Raw genomic sequence first — 15,586 nt, forward strand, 5'->3', positions numbered from 1 at the left:
CCGCCCCCCTTTCTGAGGAGAAGTGATTCGGCGGTTGCCGAATCACTGGCGGCGACGGTATCAGTGATCGCAGAGTTCTCCCGTCCGAGCCGACGATCATGAGGAGGACCAAGATGAACCCGAACGCCGAGTGGGAGCAGCGCAGCGCGGACCTGTGGGCTGCCTTCAACGCGGCGCCCGACGACTGGGACGAAGCGGAGTTCCGTGAGCGGGTCGACGCCCTCGCCGACGAGTTGGGGCCGGATCATCCGGTGGCGGCGTTCGAGCGGGCCTGCGCCTGGGACTCGACCGGTCATTCGGACAAGGCGGTTCCGCTCTACCGCAAGGCGCTGGAGCTGGGCATCGACGGCATCCGCCGGCGGCGTTCGGTGATCCAGATGTCCAGTTCGCTGCGGAACATGGGTCAGCCCGAGGAGAGCGTACGGCTGCTGACCGAGGAGCGCGAGCGCAGCCGCGACGAGCTCGACGACGCGGTCAGCGCGACGCTCGCGTTGGCGCTGACCAGCGTCGGGCGGGAGCGGGAGGCGGTGTCGATCGCCGTCGGGGCGCTCGCCAAGCACCTGCCGCGCTACCAGCGGTCAATGGCCAACTACGCCCGGCTCCTGGTCGCGCCCGACTGAGCGAGGTGATCATCGGCTCAGAGCGTCAGTGGCGGATGCCGGTCCTGGACCGCCCGCCGGGCGTCGCCAGATGGCCTCCCACTGCGTCCACTGCCCGGTCCCGGGGGGCGTCCGCTCGGTGCGGTGTGGCCGGAGCGGAAGCACCGGTGCCCACCCCTCGAAGAGCCGGTCCAGCTCGCCCCGGCTGAAGAAGTGGATGTCGAGGCCGCGCTTCGGCCCCGCTGTGTAGCGCACCGTGAATCCGCCGTCGGGGGCCTGCTCGACCACCTCGTGCGCCGGCCACACGTCCGTGCCGACCGCGTTGACCCGCACGCACATCACCCCGCCCGAGGCGACCCGGCGCTGGGCCGCGCGGACCTGCCGGTGCGCCTGGTCGCGATCGCCGTGCTGGAAGACCTGGATGCCGATCACCAGCGGCCACACCGTCCGGGCGGGCAGCGAGTCCAGGTCGCCGTGGCGCAGCCGTGCGGCCCGGTCCGGTCGCCGGTCCGCGAGCTGGCGGACCGCCTCGGCGGAGATGTCCAGGCCGAGCAGGTCGAGCCCGCCGTCCACCAGGGGCAGCAGGTTGCGCCCGTTACCGCAGCCCACGTAGAGGCCGTCCGTCGCCCCGTCCCGGCGGGCGGCGGCGAGGATGTCGGCGACGAAGGCAACCGGCGGCTCGTCCTGGTACCGGCCGCGCCGGTACTCGTCGTTCCAGACGTCGGCGGCGGATCGGGGGGCGCTCATTCGGCAACTCTGCCAGAGTCGGGCGCGGGCGCGCAGGCCCGAACGTCGCGGGACCCCGCCGCCGTTCCGACGGCGCCGGGTGCCCGCGACGAGACAACGCGCTACGGCCGGGCCGGCGGGGGTGCGGGTCGGGCGCGCAGGTGGGCGCGTTCGCCCTGCTGGCCGAAGAGGCTGAGGAACTCCACCGGTTCGCCGTCGGCGGCGCCGAACCAGTGCGGTACGCGGGTGTCGAACTCGGCCGCCTCGCCGGGGGACAGCACCAGGTCATGGTCGCCGAGGATGAGCCGCAGCCGTCCGTTGAGGACGTAGACCCACTCGTAGCCCTCGTGGGTCTTCAGGTCGGGCTCGCGCCGCCGGCCGTCGGCCGGGATCACCAGTTTGTAGGCCTGAATGCCGCCGGCCCGGCGGGTCAGCGGCAACATGGTCATGCCGTGGCGGGTGACCGGGCGCAGGTGGATACGCGGGTCGCCGGTGGGCGGGGCGTCGACGAGTTCGTCGAGCGTGACGCCGTGGGCCCTGGCCAGGGGGAGCAGGAGCTCCAGGGTTGGCCGGCGGGTGCCGGACTCCAGCCGGGACAGGGTGCTCACCGAGATGCCGGTCGCCGCCGACAGGTCGGCCAGCGTGGTGTTGCGCTGCCGGCGCAGCGCGCGCAGCCGGGGGCCGACGGTGGTGAGCGCCCGGTCGAGATCGTTGTCCACCCCACCAGTTTGCCAGAACGGCAAGAGAGTTTGCTGATCCCTCCGAGTGCCCGGATGGTTGTGCCCGGAGGTGGTCAGGATGACCGAGCAGCTCAGGGAGAGCTACGACGTGGTGGTGATCGGCGGGGGCGCCGCGGGGCTGAGCGGCGCGTTGACGCTGGCGCGGGCCCGCCGGTCGGTGCTGGTGGTCGACGCCGGCGCCCCGCGCAACGCCCCGGCCGACGGGGTGCACGGGTTGCTGGCCCGGGAGGGGATCCACCCGACCGAGCTGCTGGAGCGCGGCCGGGCGGAGGTGCGCGGCTACGGCGGCCAGGTGATCCACCGCGAGGTCGGCGCCGCGACGCGCGACGGTGACGGGCTCGCGGTGACGCTGACCGACGGCCGGGCGGTGCGGGCGCGCCGGTTGCTGGTGACCAGCGGGCTGGCGGACGAACTGCCGGACGTGCCGGGACTGCGGGACCGGTGGGGGCGGGAGGTGATCCATTGCCCGTACTGCCACGGGTGGGAGGTCCGGGACCGGGCCATCGGGGTGCTGGCCAGCGGGCCGCTGTCGGTGCATCAGGCGTTGCTGTTCCGGCAGTGGAGCGACGACATCGTCTTCTTCGCCCACGCCGCCAGGCCGACGGCGGAGCAGGCGGAGCAGCTGGCCGTCCGTGGCATCCGGGTGGTGGACGGCGAGGTGGCAGCCCTGGAGATCGTCGAGGACCGGCTGACGGGCGTACGGCTGCGCGACGGCCAGCTGGTCCGCCGTGAGGCCCTGGCAGTGGCCACGCGCATGGTGGCGCGCGCCGGTTTCCTGGCCCCGCTCGGGCTGCGGCCGGCGGCACACCCCTCCGGCCTGGGCGAGCACATCCCGGCGGACGCCACCGGCCGTACCGAGGTGCCCGGGGTGTGGGTCGCGGGCAACGTGACCGACCTGGCCGCCCAGGTCGGCGGCGCCGCCGCGGCCGGCACCGTGGCGGCGGCGGCGATCAACGCCGACCTGGTCGCCGAGGAGACCCGGCAGGCGGTGGCCGCCTACCGGGATCCGTTCTCGCCCGTGTCCGAGGCGCAAGTCAGCGAGCTGGTGGCGGGTGACCGCCGCCACGGCTGGTGAGTCAGGAGGAAGAACGGCCCGCCGCCTCGGTTCGGCGTCGCCCTGGGACGGCGGCCGGCTGGTCCACCGGGCAGCAACGACGAGTTCCGGACCGGTGCCGGACGCGCGGGCCCGACCTCGGCCGGAGGGCTGGCCGGCTACCCGGCCGGCCCTCCGGCGGTCACCGGGCCGGGCCCGGTGCGGCGCGGCTCAGCGTCGCCACTTCTGGTTCGCCCCACCGGTGCAATCCCAGATCTGGAGACGGGTGCCGTCGGCGGAGCTGACGTTGGTGGCGTCCAGGCACTTGTTGGACTGCGGGTTGACGATGTCGCCGGCCGAGGTGAACACCCAGCGCTGGGCGCCGGTGCCGTTGCAGTCGTAGAGCTGCACCTTGGCCCCGTTGGCGGTCGAGCCGCCCGTGACGTCCATGCACTTGCCGAGGGCGCGTACCGAACCGTCGGCGTTCCAGCTCCAGCGCTGCGCGGCGGTGTCGTTGCAGGTCCAGAGCTGGATCGGCGTCCCGTTGGCGGTGTTGGCGCTGGCGACGTCCACGCACTTGTTGCCGTATCCGACGATCTGGCCGCCGGTGCCGTCACCGCCGCTGTCCCAGGCCTGGACCCGGACGTAGTCGACGACCATCGTCTGCGGGAAGACCGTGCTGCCGTCCGGTGAGCCGGGCCAGTTGCCACCCACCGCCACGTTCATGATCATAAAGAACGGGTGGTCGAAGACCCATCGGTTGCCGCCCGCGTCCGCCGGGGTCTTGCGGGAGTACGCCACACCGTCGAGGTACCAGGTGACGGAGTCGGGCGCCCAGTCGACGGCGTAGGTGTGGAAGGCGTCGGCGAGGGCCTGGCCACCGGGCAGCGAGGTCTGACCGGTCAGCGGGTTGCCGCCGGAGTAGCCCGGCCCGTGCAGGCTGCCGTGCACGGTGGACGGTTCGCGGCCGATGTTCTCCATGATGTCGATCTCGCCGCTGTTGGGCCACGGGTTGGTGGCGATGTCGTTGCCCAGCATCCAGAACGCCGGCCAGATCCCCTGACCCCGGGGAATCTTGATCCGTGCCTCGAACCGGCCGTACGCCTGGGTGAAGGTGCTGGCGGTCAGCAGCCGCGCCGAGGTGTACTGGCAGCTGCCGTACCAGCAGGAGTAGCCGGACGGGTTCTCCCGGCGGGCGGTGATCACCAGGTTTCCGTTGCCGTCGAGGGCGGCGTTGCGGGTGTTCGAGGTGTAGTACTGCAGCTCGTTGTTGCCCCAGCCGCCGCCGCCGATGTCGTAGCGCCACTTGCCGGCGTCCGGCGGCGCGCCGGCCGGCCCGTTGAAATCATCGGACCAGGTGACCGCGCCAGGTGCCGCCAGGGCGGGCGTGCTCGTGGTCGCCGTGAACGCCACCGTGAGGCCCACGCTCGCGAGGGCCACGGCGGCGATGGTGCGGATACTGCGCACAGATGCCTCCCCATGGTCGGTCGTCCCGCCTCGACACGACCCGGCGGGCCGAACAGTTAACAAACCATAAAAATAGACATCTTTAAAGCTATGAATGAAGGTGTCGGGTGTCAAGAGAGCGCTCCCCGGTGGGGCAGCGGGGGTGCCGCCCGCCCGGCGGAGGCCATGGGTGGAGCCCTTCCCGGGTGCGGCATCCGCATTCGAGGTCGGTTTCGGGCAAGCGATGGGGGCGTCCGGGTTTGCGGCGGCGCGGCGTGTTCCGGGAGGAGGCCGGCCGGCCGTCGGCGTGAGATCACCGGCGACTCAGGTCAAAGGCGGTCGCCGAACATGCCCGGGCCGGCCGGTCGAACGCGTTCCGGGAAGGGCCGGCGTGGCGGCCGGCTCAGCGAACCTGGTGGCGTCCCTTGAGGCGGCGGCCCAACTCGCGGGCGATCTCCCGGTTGGCGTCCCGCTCGGCGAGGGCCTGCCGCTTGTCGTACGACTTCTTGCCCTTCGCCAGGCCCAGCTCGACCTTCGCCCAGCCGTTGGAGAAGTACATCGACAGTGGCACCAGGGTCAGGCCGCTCTCGCGCAGCTTCTCCAGGATCCGGGCGATCTCCACCCGGTGCAGCAGCAGCTTGCGGGTGCGCCGGGGCGCGTGGTTGGTCCACGTGCCGTAGCCGTACTCGGCGATGTGCAGGCCGTACAGCATGATCTCGCCGTCGCGCTCCTGGGCGAACGCGTCGACCAGTGAGACCCGCCCCTCGCGCAGCGATTTCACCTCGGTGCCGGCCAGCACGATTCCGGCCTCGTACGTCTTGAGGATGGTGTAGTCGTGCCGCGCCTTCTTGTTGGAGGCGACGAGCTTTCGCCCGTTCTCCCTGGCCACGCCCACCTCCCGCTTGTCGACGGGGAGCAGGATACCCGGCTGACCCGGGACCGGTGGCTTCGAACACCAGGCTCTGTCCGCAGCGGGGAGGGCCTGGCCGCCCGGGTGACGGCCAGGCCCCCGGGTCAGCAGGTGGAGTTGCTCTGGGTCAGCAGGCCGAGCCGCCAGGGCAGACCGTTGTAGTCGCCGCCCGCGTCGGGGTCCATGCCCTGGTACAGGTAGCGCAGGTTGCAGGGACTGATCGTCAGGGTCTGGTCGTAGCCACTGCGGATCATCTCGCCGTGGCTGATGTCGCGGGTCCAGGCCGTGCCGGTGAAGGTGACGTTGTTGGCCCGGGCGAACGGGTTGCTCTCGCTGTCGGCGAGCGGCTGCCACGGTCCGGTGATGGCCGGTGCGGTCCAGGAGCGGAAGTAGCGCCGGCCGTCGCTGCCGATCGCCTCGACGAGCAGCAGGTACTGGTTGCCGACCCGGTAGACGTTGGCCGCCTCGAACAGCCGGTTGCGGTTGCTGTCCTGCATGGCGATGACCGTGTTGGTGAATCCGTTGGGGAACTGCGCCAGCGTCGTCTGTGACCGGTAAAGGTGGCCGTTGTCGTCGGAGGAGAACAGGTAGCAGTTGCTGCTGTCGCAGATCACCCACATGTCGACCCAGTAACCGTTGCCGATGTTCTGCCGGATGATGTCCGGCATGGCGCTGTAGAAGTTCTTCGGCGCGCTCCACCCGGCCGGATTGCTGATGTCCGGGTTGGTGGAGTAGGAGGCGTTGCCGGTCTGGTAGACGAGATACCACAGCCGTTGCGGAGCGAAGTAGAACACCTGCGGCGCGGCGCGGTAGCCGGTGCCGATCGGAGACTGGTCGAGGTAGTAGAAGGGGGCCGAGCCGGCCTGGGGCCAGTCCGTGAAGCTGGTGTAGACAAGGTTGTAGCCGGACGACTGCGCGGTGCTGGCGAAGACGTGGTACTTGCCGTTGTAGTAGACCACCGACGGATCCTTGATGCCGGCGATGTTCCGGCCATCCGATTTCGGGCCGATCAGCGCACCGCTGGAACTCCAGCGGAAGGTGTTCGGCAGGCTGCCGCTCGGGGGCGGCGTCGTCGGCGGGGGCGTGCTCGGCGGCGGGGTGGTGCTCGGCGGCGGTGTGCTCGTGCCGCCGGTGCAGGTGACTCCGTTGAGCGCGAAGCTCGTCGGCGCGGGGTTGCTGCCGCTCCAGGAGCCGTTGAAGCCGAACGACACGCTGGCGTTGCTGCCGATGGTCGCGTTGTAGCTGACGTTCACGGCTGCGACCTGTGCTCCGTTCTGGGTGATGGCGGCGTTCCAGTACTGGGTGACGGTCTGGCCCGCGGCGAAGGACCAGGTGAGGGTCCAGCCCTGCACCGGATCCCCGAGGTTGGTGATGGTGACGTTCGCGCCGAATCCGCCCTGCCACTCTGAGGACACCGCGTAGGTGACCGAGCAGCCGGCCGCGGCGGCGCTGGCGGGCATGGTGACGGCGCCGGCGGTGGCGAGCAGACCTGCGGCGGCCGCGAGCAGCGCGACCCTGCCTTTCCAACTGGGATGCATCGAGGTCCTTCCGTGGTGATGAGCGCCCCGGCGGCGTGAGGGGATGGCGGACCAGCGAACCTGGTCCCGCTCGCCCGGGCGGTTCGGGCACGTCACCGAGCGTCGGCCGGGATCAGACCCGGCGCCCATCGAACAATCGGTGACTCCGAATGGATGGCGCGGCCTCGACTGCCGCAGAAAATAGCACGTCATCGATGGCGCGCTCAAGGCGCGGAGGGTGCATCGGCAGCCATGGTCCGGATCGCGGGGACCGCTGCGGCTCGTCCGAAACGCCGCTCCCGCTGGCGCCCGCCCCAACTTCGACGGCGCTCGCCGGCGCAACATCCGGCCCCTGGCGGCGAGTAGTGGTAGAAGTAGGTGACTAATCGGGTATATCGGTGGAAGTCGACCAGGCTGCGGGTGGCTCCCCGAGGCGCAAGCCCTGCACAGCTGGACTGGCAGACGACACCGCGAACGGGAGCGGAATGTACGCAGGGGCAGTGGGCATGGCCCTGGTGGCCGTGCTCATCGTCGCCGTCCTGCACCTGGCCCACCGGGCGCTGGCGATCGCCTCACCGCCGCTGGAGACCCTGCCCTTCCAATCCGGATGGCGGCCCGCCGAGCACGCGTTGTCGCGCTACCACGTCCGGTGGTACCTCGCGACGCTGGTCTTCCTCGCCTTCGACGTGGAGATGCTGTTCATGTACCCGTGGGCGGTGGTCGTCGGCCGGTTGGGGGCCTCGGCGGTCGTGGAGATGTTCGTCTTCCTCGGCGGGGTCTTCGTGGCGGTCCTCTGGGCCTGGCGGGAGGGCGCGCTGAGGTGGGTCTGACCGACGCGTGGGGCCGGGGCGCCGTCCGGCACGCGCACGTGCTGGTGGCGGAGCTGCCCGGGTACTGGACGACGCGGGTCGCCGTCGAGCGGCAGGTGCTCGCCCGGGGCTGGCGGCTCGCCCTGTCGCCCGGGGACGCCGACATCCTGGCCGTGTGCGGCCCGCCCCGGCCGCCCCTGCCGCAGCTCCTGGCACGACTGTGGGAGCAGCTGCCCGGTCCGCGTACCCGCGTCGAGGTCGACTCCCCGCAGGCGGTGCGCTCCGCACTCGACACGGCGGCGGCGGACCTGCTCGACACCGCCGCGCAGCGGGCCGACGGTCAGCTCCGCCGCCGCGAGCCACCGCCCGACATCCCGCTCGCGGCCGGCGGCGCGGACCGGGACGGCCTGGAACTGGACCTCCTGCACCTGCGGCTCGGCCCCGTCCTGGCGTACTGGCCGGCCGGGCTCGTCCTGGGCTGCACCCTGCAAGGCGACGTGATCGTGGACGCGGAGACCAGTCTGGTCGGCGTCGACGACTCCGCCCCGGCGCCGGACGCGTGGGCCACGGACGACTCACGCCGGTTCGCCGCCCGACGGTGCGACAACGCCGTCGGCCTGCTGGGGCTCGCCGGCTGGGACGACGCCGCCTCCCGCGCCCGCCGGATCCGGGACGCCCTGCTGTTCACCACCGACCCCGACCGGCCGGCACGGGAACTCGACCGGCTCCGCCGCCGGGTGGGCCGGTCGTGGTTGTTGCGGTGGTCGCTGCGCCAGCTCGGCCCGCTGGACGCGCCCGCACTCACCCGCCGCGGGCTGCCGGCCACCGCCACCGGAGACGTACGCGACCGGCTGCTCGCCATGCTCGACCGCGCCGCCGACAGTCTCGCCGGCCGACACCCCGTCGGGCCGCCGCGCCGTACCCCGGTCGAAGCGCTCCCTGACCTGGTACGCGGGTGGGACGTCGCCACCGCCCGGCTCATCGTCGCCAGTCTCGACCTCGAACCGCTCGTGGCCGGCCGCGAGGTGAGTCGTGTCTGAACCTGCCGTCACCGTGGTACCCGGCGGGTGGGCGCCGGTCGCCGCCGGGTTGCTCGGACTGCTGGCGGTCGCCGCCGCCGTACTCGACGGACTCCTGGCGGCCCGGGCGACCGGCGCCGGTACGTCCGGCCTGAGCCAGCCGTTCGGGGAGGTGGCCCGGCTGATGCGGCAGCGGCGGCGGACCACGGTCGCGGCGGACCGCCTGCTGTGGCGGGTCGGCGGGGCCGGCCTGCTGGTGATGGCGTTGCTGATCATCATGGTGGTGCCGCTGGGCGGGTGGACCCTGTTCGACCTCGACGTCGGGGTGGTCTGGTTCAACGCCATGGACGTCCTCGCCTGGGCGTTCGTGTGGCTGACCGGTTGGGGTGCCAACTCGGCGTACGCCCTGGTCGGCGGTTACCGCTTCCTCGCCCACGGGCTCGCGTACGAGTTGCCGCTGATGTTCGCGCTGGTGGCGCCTGCGGTCGGCGCGTCGAGCCTGAACCCGGGCGTGATCGCCGCCGCCCAACGGGGCCTCTGGTTCGTGGTCTGGATGCCGGTGGCCTTCGTCGTCTTCTGCATCGGGGTCCTGGCGATCGCGGTCTGGGGACCGTTCTCCCCGGCCCTGGGCGCTGACGTCGCCGGCGGGGTGGCCGCCGAGTTGTCGGGGGTGGACCGGCTGCTGTTCCTCGGCGGCCGGTACGCGCTGCTCGCCGCCGGGGCCGCGTTCGCGGTGCCGATGTTCCTCGGCGGCGGTGCCGGCCCGCTGCTTCCCGGCTGGGCGTGGGTGCTGGTCAAGGCGTTCGTCCTGCTCTGCGGGCTGGTGTGGTTGCGCCGCCGGCTGCCAGCGGCGCGGCCGGACTCGTTCCTGGAAGCCGGGTGGCTGGTGCTGCTTCCCGCGGTGCTGGTGCAGGACCTGGTCGTCTCGGTCGTGGCCGTGGGGAGGGGTTGAGCGTGCTCACTCACGTCGCGTTCTGGGTCCTGGCGGTCGTCGCCGTGTTCGCCGGCGCCGCCGTGTTCGTGGTCGACTCGATGGCCCGGGCCAGCTACTCCCTCGCCGTGTCCTTCGTCGCCGTCGGCCTCCAGGTGCTGCTGATGCAGCAGAACTACGTCGGCGTGGTGACGATCCTGATGATGGTCATGGAGATGGCCGTCATGGCCGTCTACATGGTCATGTTCATGGGCATGAACCCGGCCCTGATGCCGATGAGCATGGTCCACGACAACCGGCAGGCCCTGGCGGTGTCGATCGGCGTGTTCGTGCTTCTCGCCGCCGGGGTGCTGCTGGTGCCGTGGCCCACGCGGCGGGGCGGCCCACCCATCGACGCGACGGCGGCGTTGGGAGACGAGTTGATGGGCCCGAAGATGCTGGTCATGTCGGCCGTCGGCGTGGTCATGGCGGTCACCGTCGTGGCCGGCGTCGTGCTGGCCGCCCACCGCACCCGGTACGACCGGTTCGGCGACGACCTGCGCCGACGCCCGCCCGACGATCCGCAGCCGGGGGGTGTCGGCCGGTGACCTTGCAGACCGTGCTGTTGGTGGCGGCGGCGCTGTTCAGCGTCGGGCTCTACGGTGCGCTGTCCCAGCAGGTGGTGGTCATGGTCATGATGGGGCTGGAGCTGATGCTCAACGGCCTCATCCTGGCCGCCGCCGGGTTCTGGTGGTTCCTCGCCCCGGACCCGTCCGGGCAGGTGCTGCTGCTGGTCATCATCGTCGCGATGACCGTGGAGATGGCGATGGGCTTCGCCGTGGCCACGCACCTGCACCGGGTACGCCGCACGGACCTGACCGACCTGGCCGCGGACCTGTCCCGATGAGCCAGCTCGCGCAGGCCGCCCTGTGGACGCCGGTGGTCCTTCCCGCGGCGGCGGGCCTCGGGCTGGTCATGGCCGGGCGGGCGGAGCGGGTCGCCGTACCGGTCTCGCTCGCCGTCGCCACGGTCTCGGTGCTCGCGTCGGTGGTGGTCGCGGTGGCCCGGCCCAGCGGGTCGGTGCCGTTCGTGGCCGGTGTCGACTTCGCGCTCACCGTCGACGGGCTCACCGCGCTGCTCGCGCCCATGCTCGCCGTGGTGACCCTGCTGGTGCTGGCCGCCCCGGCAGCGGAGATCCGGCGTTCCCGGGCCCGCTTCCACGGCCTGATGCTGCTCTTCGCCGCCTCCGCCGCGCTCACCCTTACCGCGGCGACGCTGCCCACCCTGCTGTTCGCGTGGGAGATCATGGGCGCCGCCTCGTACGCGTTGATCGGGTTCTGGTGGCGTGACGAGGACCGGGTGTCGGGCGGGCTGACCGCGTTCCTCACCACCCGCGCGGCCGACCTGGGCCTGTACGTAGCCGCGGGCGCCGCGCTGGCGGGCGGCGCCGGTCTGGCCCTGGCCGACCTGCCGGGCAGCAGCCCGGGATGGCGGCACGTCGTCGCCGCCGGGATTCTCGTCGCCGCGCTCGGTAAGGCCGCGCAACTGCCGTTCTCGTTCTGGCTGTCCCGGGCGATGGCCGGCCCGAGCCCGGTCAGTGCGCTCCTGCACTCCGCGGCGATGGTGGCCCTCGGCGGCTACCTGCTGCTCCGGACGCAACCGCTGCTCGCCGTGACCGGCTGGGCCGCGCCGCTGACCATGTGGGCGGGGGCCGGGACGGCGCTGCTGCTCGGCGCGGTGGCGGTCGCGCAGCGGGACGTCAAGCAGCTGCTGGCCGCCTCCACCTGCGCCCAGCTGGGGTTCGTCGTGCTGGCCGCCGGCGCCGGCGCGGTGGCCGGCGGCACCGCCCAGCTGATCGCGCACGCGGCCACCAAGGCGCTGCTGTTCCTGGCGGCCGGCGTGTGGCTGACCGCGTTCGACACCACGCGGCTCGCCGGGCTCCGTGGGGTCGCCGCCCGGTGGCGGCCGGTCGGCTGGTCGGCCACCGTCGGGGCGGCGGCGCTTGCGGGAATCCCGCCGCTGTCGCTGTGGGCGACCAAGGACGCGGTCCTGGCCCGGGTCCTCGAACGGTCGCCGTGGCTGTACGCGGTCGGTCTCGCCGCGTCCGCGCTGTCGGCCGCCTACGCCGGCAAGCTGCTCGTCGTCATCTGGCGAGCGCGCTCGAACCAACGCGACGACGCCGACACCCGCCGCAACCAGAAAGCCGACACCTGCCGCAACCCGAAGGCCGACACCCGCCGCAACCCGAAGGCCGACACCCGCCGCAACCCGAAGGCCGACACCTGCCGCAACCGGAAGGGTGACGCCCGCCCCGACCCAACAGCGGCCGGTGCCGACGGCCCCCGGCAGGTGCCGTTGATCGTCCTCGCGGCGTGCGCCGCCGCTGCCGGTCTGCTGGTCCTGCCGCCGGTCGGCCCGATGGTCGCCCGGACCGTCGGATCGCCCGGCGGGGCCCGCGTTCCGCTGGTCGAGCTCGCGGTGTCGGCTGTGCTCGCCGTGACCGTCGTGCTGCTGGTCACCCGCCGTCCGGCCCCCGCGCCACGGTGGGCGCTGCGGTGGCTCGGGCTGGAAGCCGCCGCGCGGGTGCTGCTCGTCCGTCCGGTGCTGCGCTGCGCCGAGGCCCTCGCCCGCTTCGACGACCGGGTGCTCGACCGCGGCGTCGACCTCGTCTCGGCCGGGTCGCTGCGCCTGGCCGGGTGGGCCGGCCGGGTCGACGACCGGTGGCTGGACGGCGCCGTGGCGCGGGTCGCCGCCGGGACCCGCCGACTGGCGCAACTCGCCCGCCGGCCGCAGACCGGGCGGCTGCACCACTACTACCTCCAGGCCGTGCTCATGCTGCTCGCCGCCGTCATCGTCCTCGTCGCCTGGGGATGAACCGTGCTCAGTCTGATCGTCTTCCTGCCGCTGCTCGCCGCCGTGGCGCTGGCCACCGTGCCGCGTGTCGGCGACACCTTGGCGCGCTGGACCTGGGTCGCCGTGGCGGCCGTCGACCTCGGACTGGTCGCCGTGCTGTGGCTGCGCTACGACACGCCGCGACCCGGTCAGTTGGCCTTCGTCGAGCGGGCGGCCTGGATCCCGGGCGTGAACAGCAGCTACCACCTCGGGGTGGACGGCCTGTCGCTGCCCCTGGTGGCGATGACCGTGGTGATCTTCCTGGCCTGCGCCGGCTACGCGCTGCGTGAACGGCACCGCCCCCGCGGCCAGGCGGCGCTGTTCCTGTTCCTGCAGAGCGTCAGCCTCGGCCTGTTCGTGGCCGCCGACCTGATCCTGTTCTTCGTCTTCTTTGACCTGTCCCTCGTCGGCATGTACTTCGTCATCGCCGGCTGGGGCCACGGCGACCGCGCACGGTCGGCGCTGAAGTTCTTCCTCTACACCTTCCTCGGCTCCCTGGCGCTGCTGGTCGGCTTCATCGGCCTGTACGTCGCCGCCGACCCGCACACCTTCGACATGCCGCAACTGGCCGCCGCGCCGCCGTTGCAGGGCCGACCACTCGCCGGTGGACTGGTGCTCGCGGCGATCCTGCTCGGCCTGGTCGTGAAGACGCCGGCAGTGCCGTTTCACACCTGGCTGCCACCCGCGCACACCGACGCCCCGGCCGTCGGCTCGGCGGTCCTCGCGGGGGTGCTGCTGAAGATGGGCACCTACGGCTTCGTCCGTATCGCGATGCCGATGCTGCCGCAGGCCTGGCGGGCCTGGGCCGGGGTGGTGACCGTCATCGGCATCGTCTCGGTGATCTACGGGGCGCTGGTGGCGTTGGCCCAGTCCAACGTCAAACGCATGATCGCCTACACGTCGGTCAACCACATGGGCTACATCATCCTCGCCGTCGGCGTCGCCGGCCTGGCCGCCACCGGCACCGCGCAGGCCCGCGGCGTCGCGGTGGCCGGCGCGGTGACCCAGATGGTCAGCCACGGACTGATCACCGGCGCGCTGTTCCTGCTCGCCGGCGTCCTCCACGACCGCGCCCGCACGTACGACGTGCACGACTTCGGCGGGCTCGCCGCACCCGCACCCGCCTTCGCGGCGCTGTTCGCCGTGGGCGCCTTCGCCTCCCTCGGACTGCCCGCCTTCTCCGGTTTCATCGCCGAGTTCCAGATCTTCACCGGGAGCATCGCCGCCGCGCCCGTCACCGCCGTCGCGGTGCTCGGCATCCTGGTCACGGCGGCGCTGTTCCTCCGGGCGCTGCAACAGATCTGCACCGGCGAGACCGCCGGCAGGTCGGTCGGCTTCGCCGACCTGCGGGCCGATGAACTGTGGTCGGTCGGGCCGCTGCTGCTGCTCTCCCTGGTGATCGGGGTGGCCCCGCGCCCGTTGCTCGACGTCGTCGAGCCGGCCGCGCACGCCGTCGTCGGCCTGCTCGGGCGCTGACCCGTGGAGACGCCGATGCGCCCGCTGCTGCTGCTCCCCGAGATGCTGCTCGCCACCGGGGCGCTCACCGCCCTGATCGGCGGTTCCTTCGTCGCCCGTCGTCGGCAGCGGCGCGTCCGGGTCTTCACCGCCGCGGTGCTCGTCGCCGCGATCGTCGCGGCCGCGCGGCAACTGGCCGCACCGGCGACGAGCGCCTTCGGCGACTCGTTCGCCATCGACACCGCCACCGGGATCGCCCGCATCCTCGCGGCATCCGGCACCCTGCTCATCCTGGCCCTCGCCGCCGACGAGATCTCCGGCAGCGCGCGGGAGAGTGAGACGTACGCGCTGCTGCTCTTCTCCACCGCCGGCAGCGTGTTGCTCGCCGGCGCGAACGACCTGCTCGTCCTCGCCGTCGCCTACCTGCTCACCAGCATCCCGCTCTACGCGCTGATCGGCCTCGCCCGCACCGTCCCGGGTGCCGAGGCGGCCATGAAGGCGTACCTGATGGGCGCCCTGTTCGGCATCCTCCTGCTGCTCGGGGTGACCATCCTGTCCGGGTTCACCGGCGCCACCGGCTATCCGGAACTCACCGGTCGGCTCGCCGACGCGCCACGGGGGGCGGTGACCGTCGCGGCGATAGCCGTGATCGCCGGACTGATGTTCAAGGCCGGCGGGGTGCCCGGCCACTTCTGGGTGCCCGACGCGGCCGAGGCGGCCACCGCCACGGCGGCGACCTTTCTCACCACCGTTCCCAAGATCGGTGCGTTGGTCGCGACGTACCGGTTCGCCGTCGTGCTGCCCGCAGCGTCGCCCTGGCCGGTGCTGGTGGCGGCGCTCGCGGTGGCGGGCATGACGCTGGGCAACCTGGCGGCCTACTGGCAGTCCGATCCCCGGCGGCTGCTCGGCTGGTCGACCGTCAGCCAGGTCGGTTTCCTGCTCGTACCGGTCGTGGCGGCCGGACGCAGCGGCCTGGCCCTACCCTCGTTGCTGGTCTATCTCACCGGCTACACGGTGACCAACATCGCGGCGTTCGCCGTCGGCGCCGCCCTGCCGAGGCGTCGGCGGCTCGCCGACTGGCGGGGTGTGGCCGTTGGGCGGCCGGGACTCGCGGCCGCCCTGGTGGTGGCTCTGCTCGGCCTGGTCGGCACCCCGCCGGCCGCCGTGTTCGTCGGCAAACTCACCACCGCGACGGCCGCCTGGGACGGCGGCTACGCCTGGCTGACCGCCGCCGTCTTCGCCAACAGCGTGCTCAGCCTGTTCTACTACCTGCGCTGGATCGCGCCGACCTACCGGAGCGCGGGGCCGACCCCGTCCGAGTGGGGGGAACCGGTGCCGTCGAACGGCGAGCCGCCGCGACCATGGTCGACCCGGCTCGCCGTGCTGGCGGCCGCGCTCAGCCTCGTGGTGGGGGTCGCCGCCGGCCCGCTGTGGGATCTCGCGGCCCGCCAGTAGCGGTCGAACGGTCCACGCGGGTACGGCCAGGGCCTGCCGGTCCCACCGCCGCGACGGGTGTCCCTTTTGGCGGAT

At 72.6% G+C, this 15,586-nt stretch carries 15 protein-coding genes; 10 read left to right on the forward strand and 5 right to left on the reverse strand.

Translation table 11 applies throughout. The annotated features are described in order from the left end of the window. The first annotated feature begins 113 nt into the window (after positions 1–113). The gene (locus tag GA0070604_RS13085; RefSeq protein WP_091118202.1) at positions 114–620 is read left to right on the forward strand and encodes a tetratricopeptide repeat protein; all 507 of its coding nucleotides are present in this window, start codon (positions 114–116) and stop codon (positions 618–620) included. Between the two features lie 9 nt (positions 621–629). Here the strand turns inward: GA0070604_RS13085 and GA0070604_RS13090 are convergent, their stop codons facing one another. After that, entirely contained in the window at positions 630–1,346 is a 717-nt protein-coding gene (locus tag GA0070604_RS13090; RefSeq protein ID WP_091118203.1) for a methyltransferase, read from the reverse strand. A gap of 101 nt (positions 1,347–1,447) precedes the next feature. Beyond that, positions 1,448–2,044, reverse strand: coding sequence for a helix-turn-helix domain-containing protein (locus GA0070604_RS13095; RefSeq protein ID WP_091118204.1), 597 nt, complete (start codon positions 2,042–2,044; stop codon positions 1,448–1,450). Between the two features lie 79 nt (positions 2,045–2,123). On the opposite strand from GA0070604_RS13095, the gene GA0070604_RS13100 reads away from it, so the two are divergent. Then, on the forward strand, positions 2,124–3,140 hold the full coding sequence (locus GA0070604_RS13100; protein WP_091118205.1) for an NAD(P)/FAD-dependent oxidoreductase: 1,017 nt from the start codon (positions 2,124–2,126) through the stop codon (positions 3,138–3,140). Positions 3,141–3,329: 189 nt separating this feature from the next. Here GA0070604_RS13100 and GA0070604_RS13105 read toward each other — a convergent pair whose 3' ends face one another. From GA0070604_RS13105 to GA0070604_RS13115, 3 genes are all read right to left on the reverse strand, one after another. Further along, the gene (locus GA0070604_RS13105; protein ID WP_091118206.1) at positions 3,330–4,565 is read right to left on the reverse strand and encodes a glycoside hydrolase family 16 protein; all 1,236 of its coding nucleotides are present in this window, start codon (positions 4,563–4,565) and stop codon (positions 3,330–3,332) included. A 382-nt stretch (positions 4,566–4,947) separates the two neighbouring features. Next, on the reverse strand, positions 4,948–5,433 hold the full coding sequence (smpB, locus tag GA0070604_RS13110; RefSeq protein ID WP_091127082.1) for an SsrA-binding protein SmpB: 486 nt from the start codon (positions 5,431–5,433) through the stop codon (positions 4,948–4,950). A gap of 125 nt (positions 5,434–5,558) precedes the next feature. Then, positions 5,559–6,992 carry a glycoside hydrolase family 62 protein gene (locus GA0070604_RS13115; protein ID WP_091118207.1) on the reverse strand — a complete coding sequence of 478 codons (1,434 nt, stop codon included), beginning with the start codon at positions 6,990–6,992 and terminating at the stop codon, positions 5,559–5,561. Between the two features lie 485 nt (positions 6,993–7,477). On the opposite strand from GA0070604_RS13115, the gene GA0070604_RS13120 reads away from it, so the two are divergent. Genes GA0070604_RS13120 through GA0070604_RS13155 form a run of 8 tightly spaced genes read left to right on the forward strand, consistent with a single transcriptional unit; the run spans position 7,478 to position 15,511 of the window. Then, on the forward strand, positions 7,478–7,801 hold the full coding sequence (locus GA0070604_RS13120) for an NADH-quinone oxidoreductase subunit A (protein WP_208602268.1): 324 nt from the start codon (positions 7,478–7,480) through the stop codon (positions 7,799–7,801). Beyond that, complete coding sequence (locus GA0070604_RS13125; RefSeq protein WP_091118209.1) at positions 7,792–8,820, forward strand: hypothetical protein; 1,029 nt, start codon at positions 7,792–7,794, stop codon at positions 8,818–8,820. Before GA0070604_RS13120 ends, GA0070604_RS13125 begins: the two co-directional genes overlap by 10 nt. Beyond that, positions 8,813–9,751 carry a complex I subunit 1 family protein gene (locus tag GA0070604_RS13130; RefSeq protein WP_091118210.1) on the forward strand — a complete coding sequence of 313 codons (939 nt, stop codon included), beginning with the start codon at positions 8,813–8,815 and terminating at the stop codon, positions 9,749–9,751. The genes GA0070604_RS13125 and GA0070604_RS13130 overlap by 8 nt, the downstream gene beginning before the upstream one ends. Positions 9,752–9,753: 2 nt before the next feature. Continuing rightward, the gene (locus GA0070604_RS13135) at positions 9,754–10,317 is read left to right on the forward strand and encodes an NADH-quinone oxidoreductase subunit J (RefSeq protein ID WP_091118211.1); all 564 of its coding nucleotides are present in this window, start codon (positions 9,754–9,756) and stop codon (positions 10,315–10,317) included. Continuing rightward, a complete protein-coding gene (locus GA0070604_RS13140; RefSeq protein ID WP_091118212.1) occupies positions 10,314–10,616 on the forward strand; it encodes an NADH-quinone oxidoreductase subunit NuoK in 303 nt (100 codons plus the stop codon). The genes GA0070604_RS13135 and GA0070604_RS13140 overlap by 4 nt, the downstream gene beginning before the upstream one ends. Next, positions 10,613–12,583: a proton-conducting transporter transmembrane domain-containing protein gene (locus GA0070604_RS13145; protein ID WP_091118213.1), complete on the forward strand. Its 1,971-nt coding sequence runs from the start codon at positions 10,613–10,615 to the stop codon at positions 12,581–12,583. Before GA0070604_RS13140 ends, GA0070604_RS13145 begins: the two co-directional genes overlap by 4 nt. 3 nt (positions 12,584–12,586) lie before the next feature. Then, complete coding sequence (locus GA0070604_RS13150; RefSeq protein WP_091118214.1) at positions 12,587–14,077, forward strand: complex I subunit 4 family protein; 1,491 nt, start codon at positions 12,587–12,589, stop codon at positions 14,075–14,077. A 15-nt stretch (positions 14,078–14,092) separates the two neighbouring features. Beyond that, on the forward strand, positions 14,093–15,511 hold the full coding sequence (locus GA0070604_RS13155; protein WP_091118215.1) for an NADH-quinone oxidoreductase subunit N: 1,419 nt from the start codon (positions 14,093–14,095) through the stop codon (positions 15,509–15,511). Positions 15,512–15,586 lie beyond the last annotated feature (75 nt).

Source organism: Micromonospora eburnea (assembly GCF_900090225.1).
Lineage (GTDB): Bacteria > Actinomycetota > Actinomycetes > Mycobacteriales > Micromonosporaceae > Micromonospora > Micromonospora eburnea.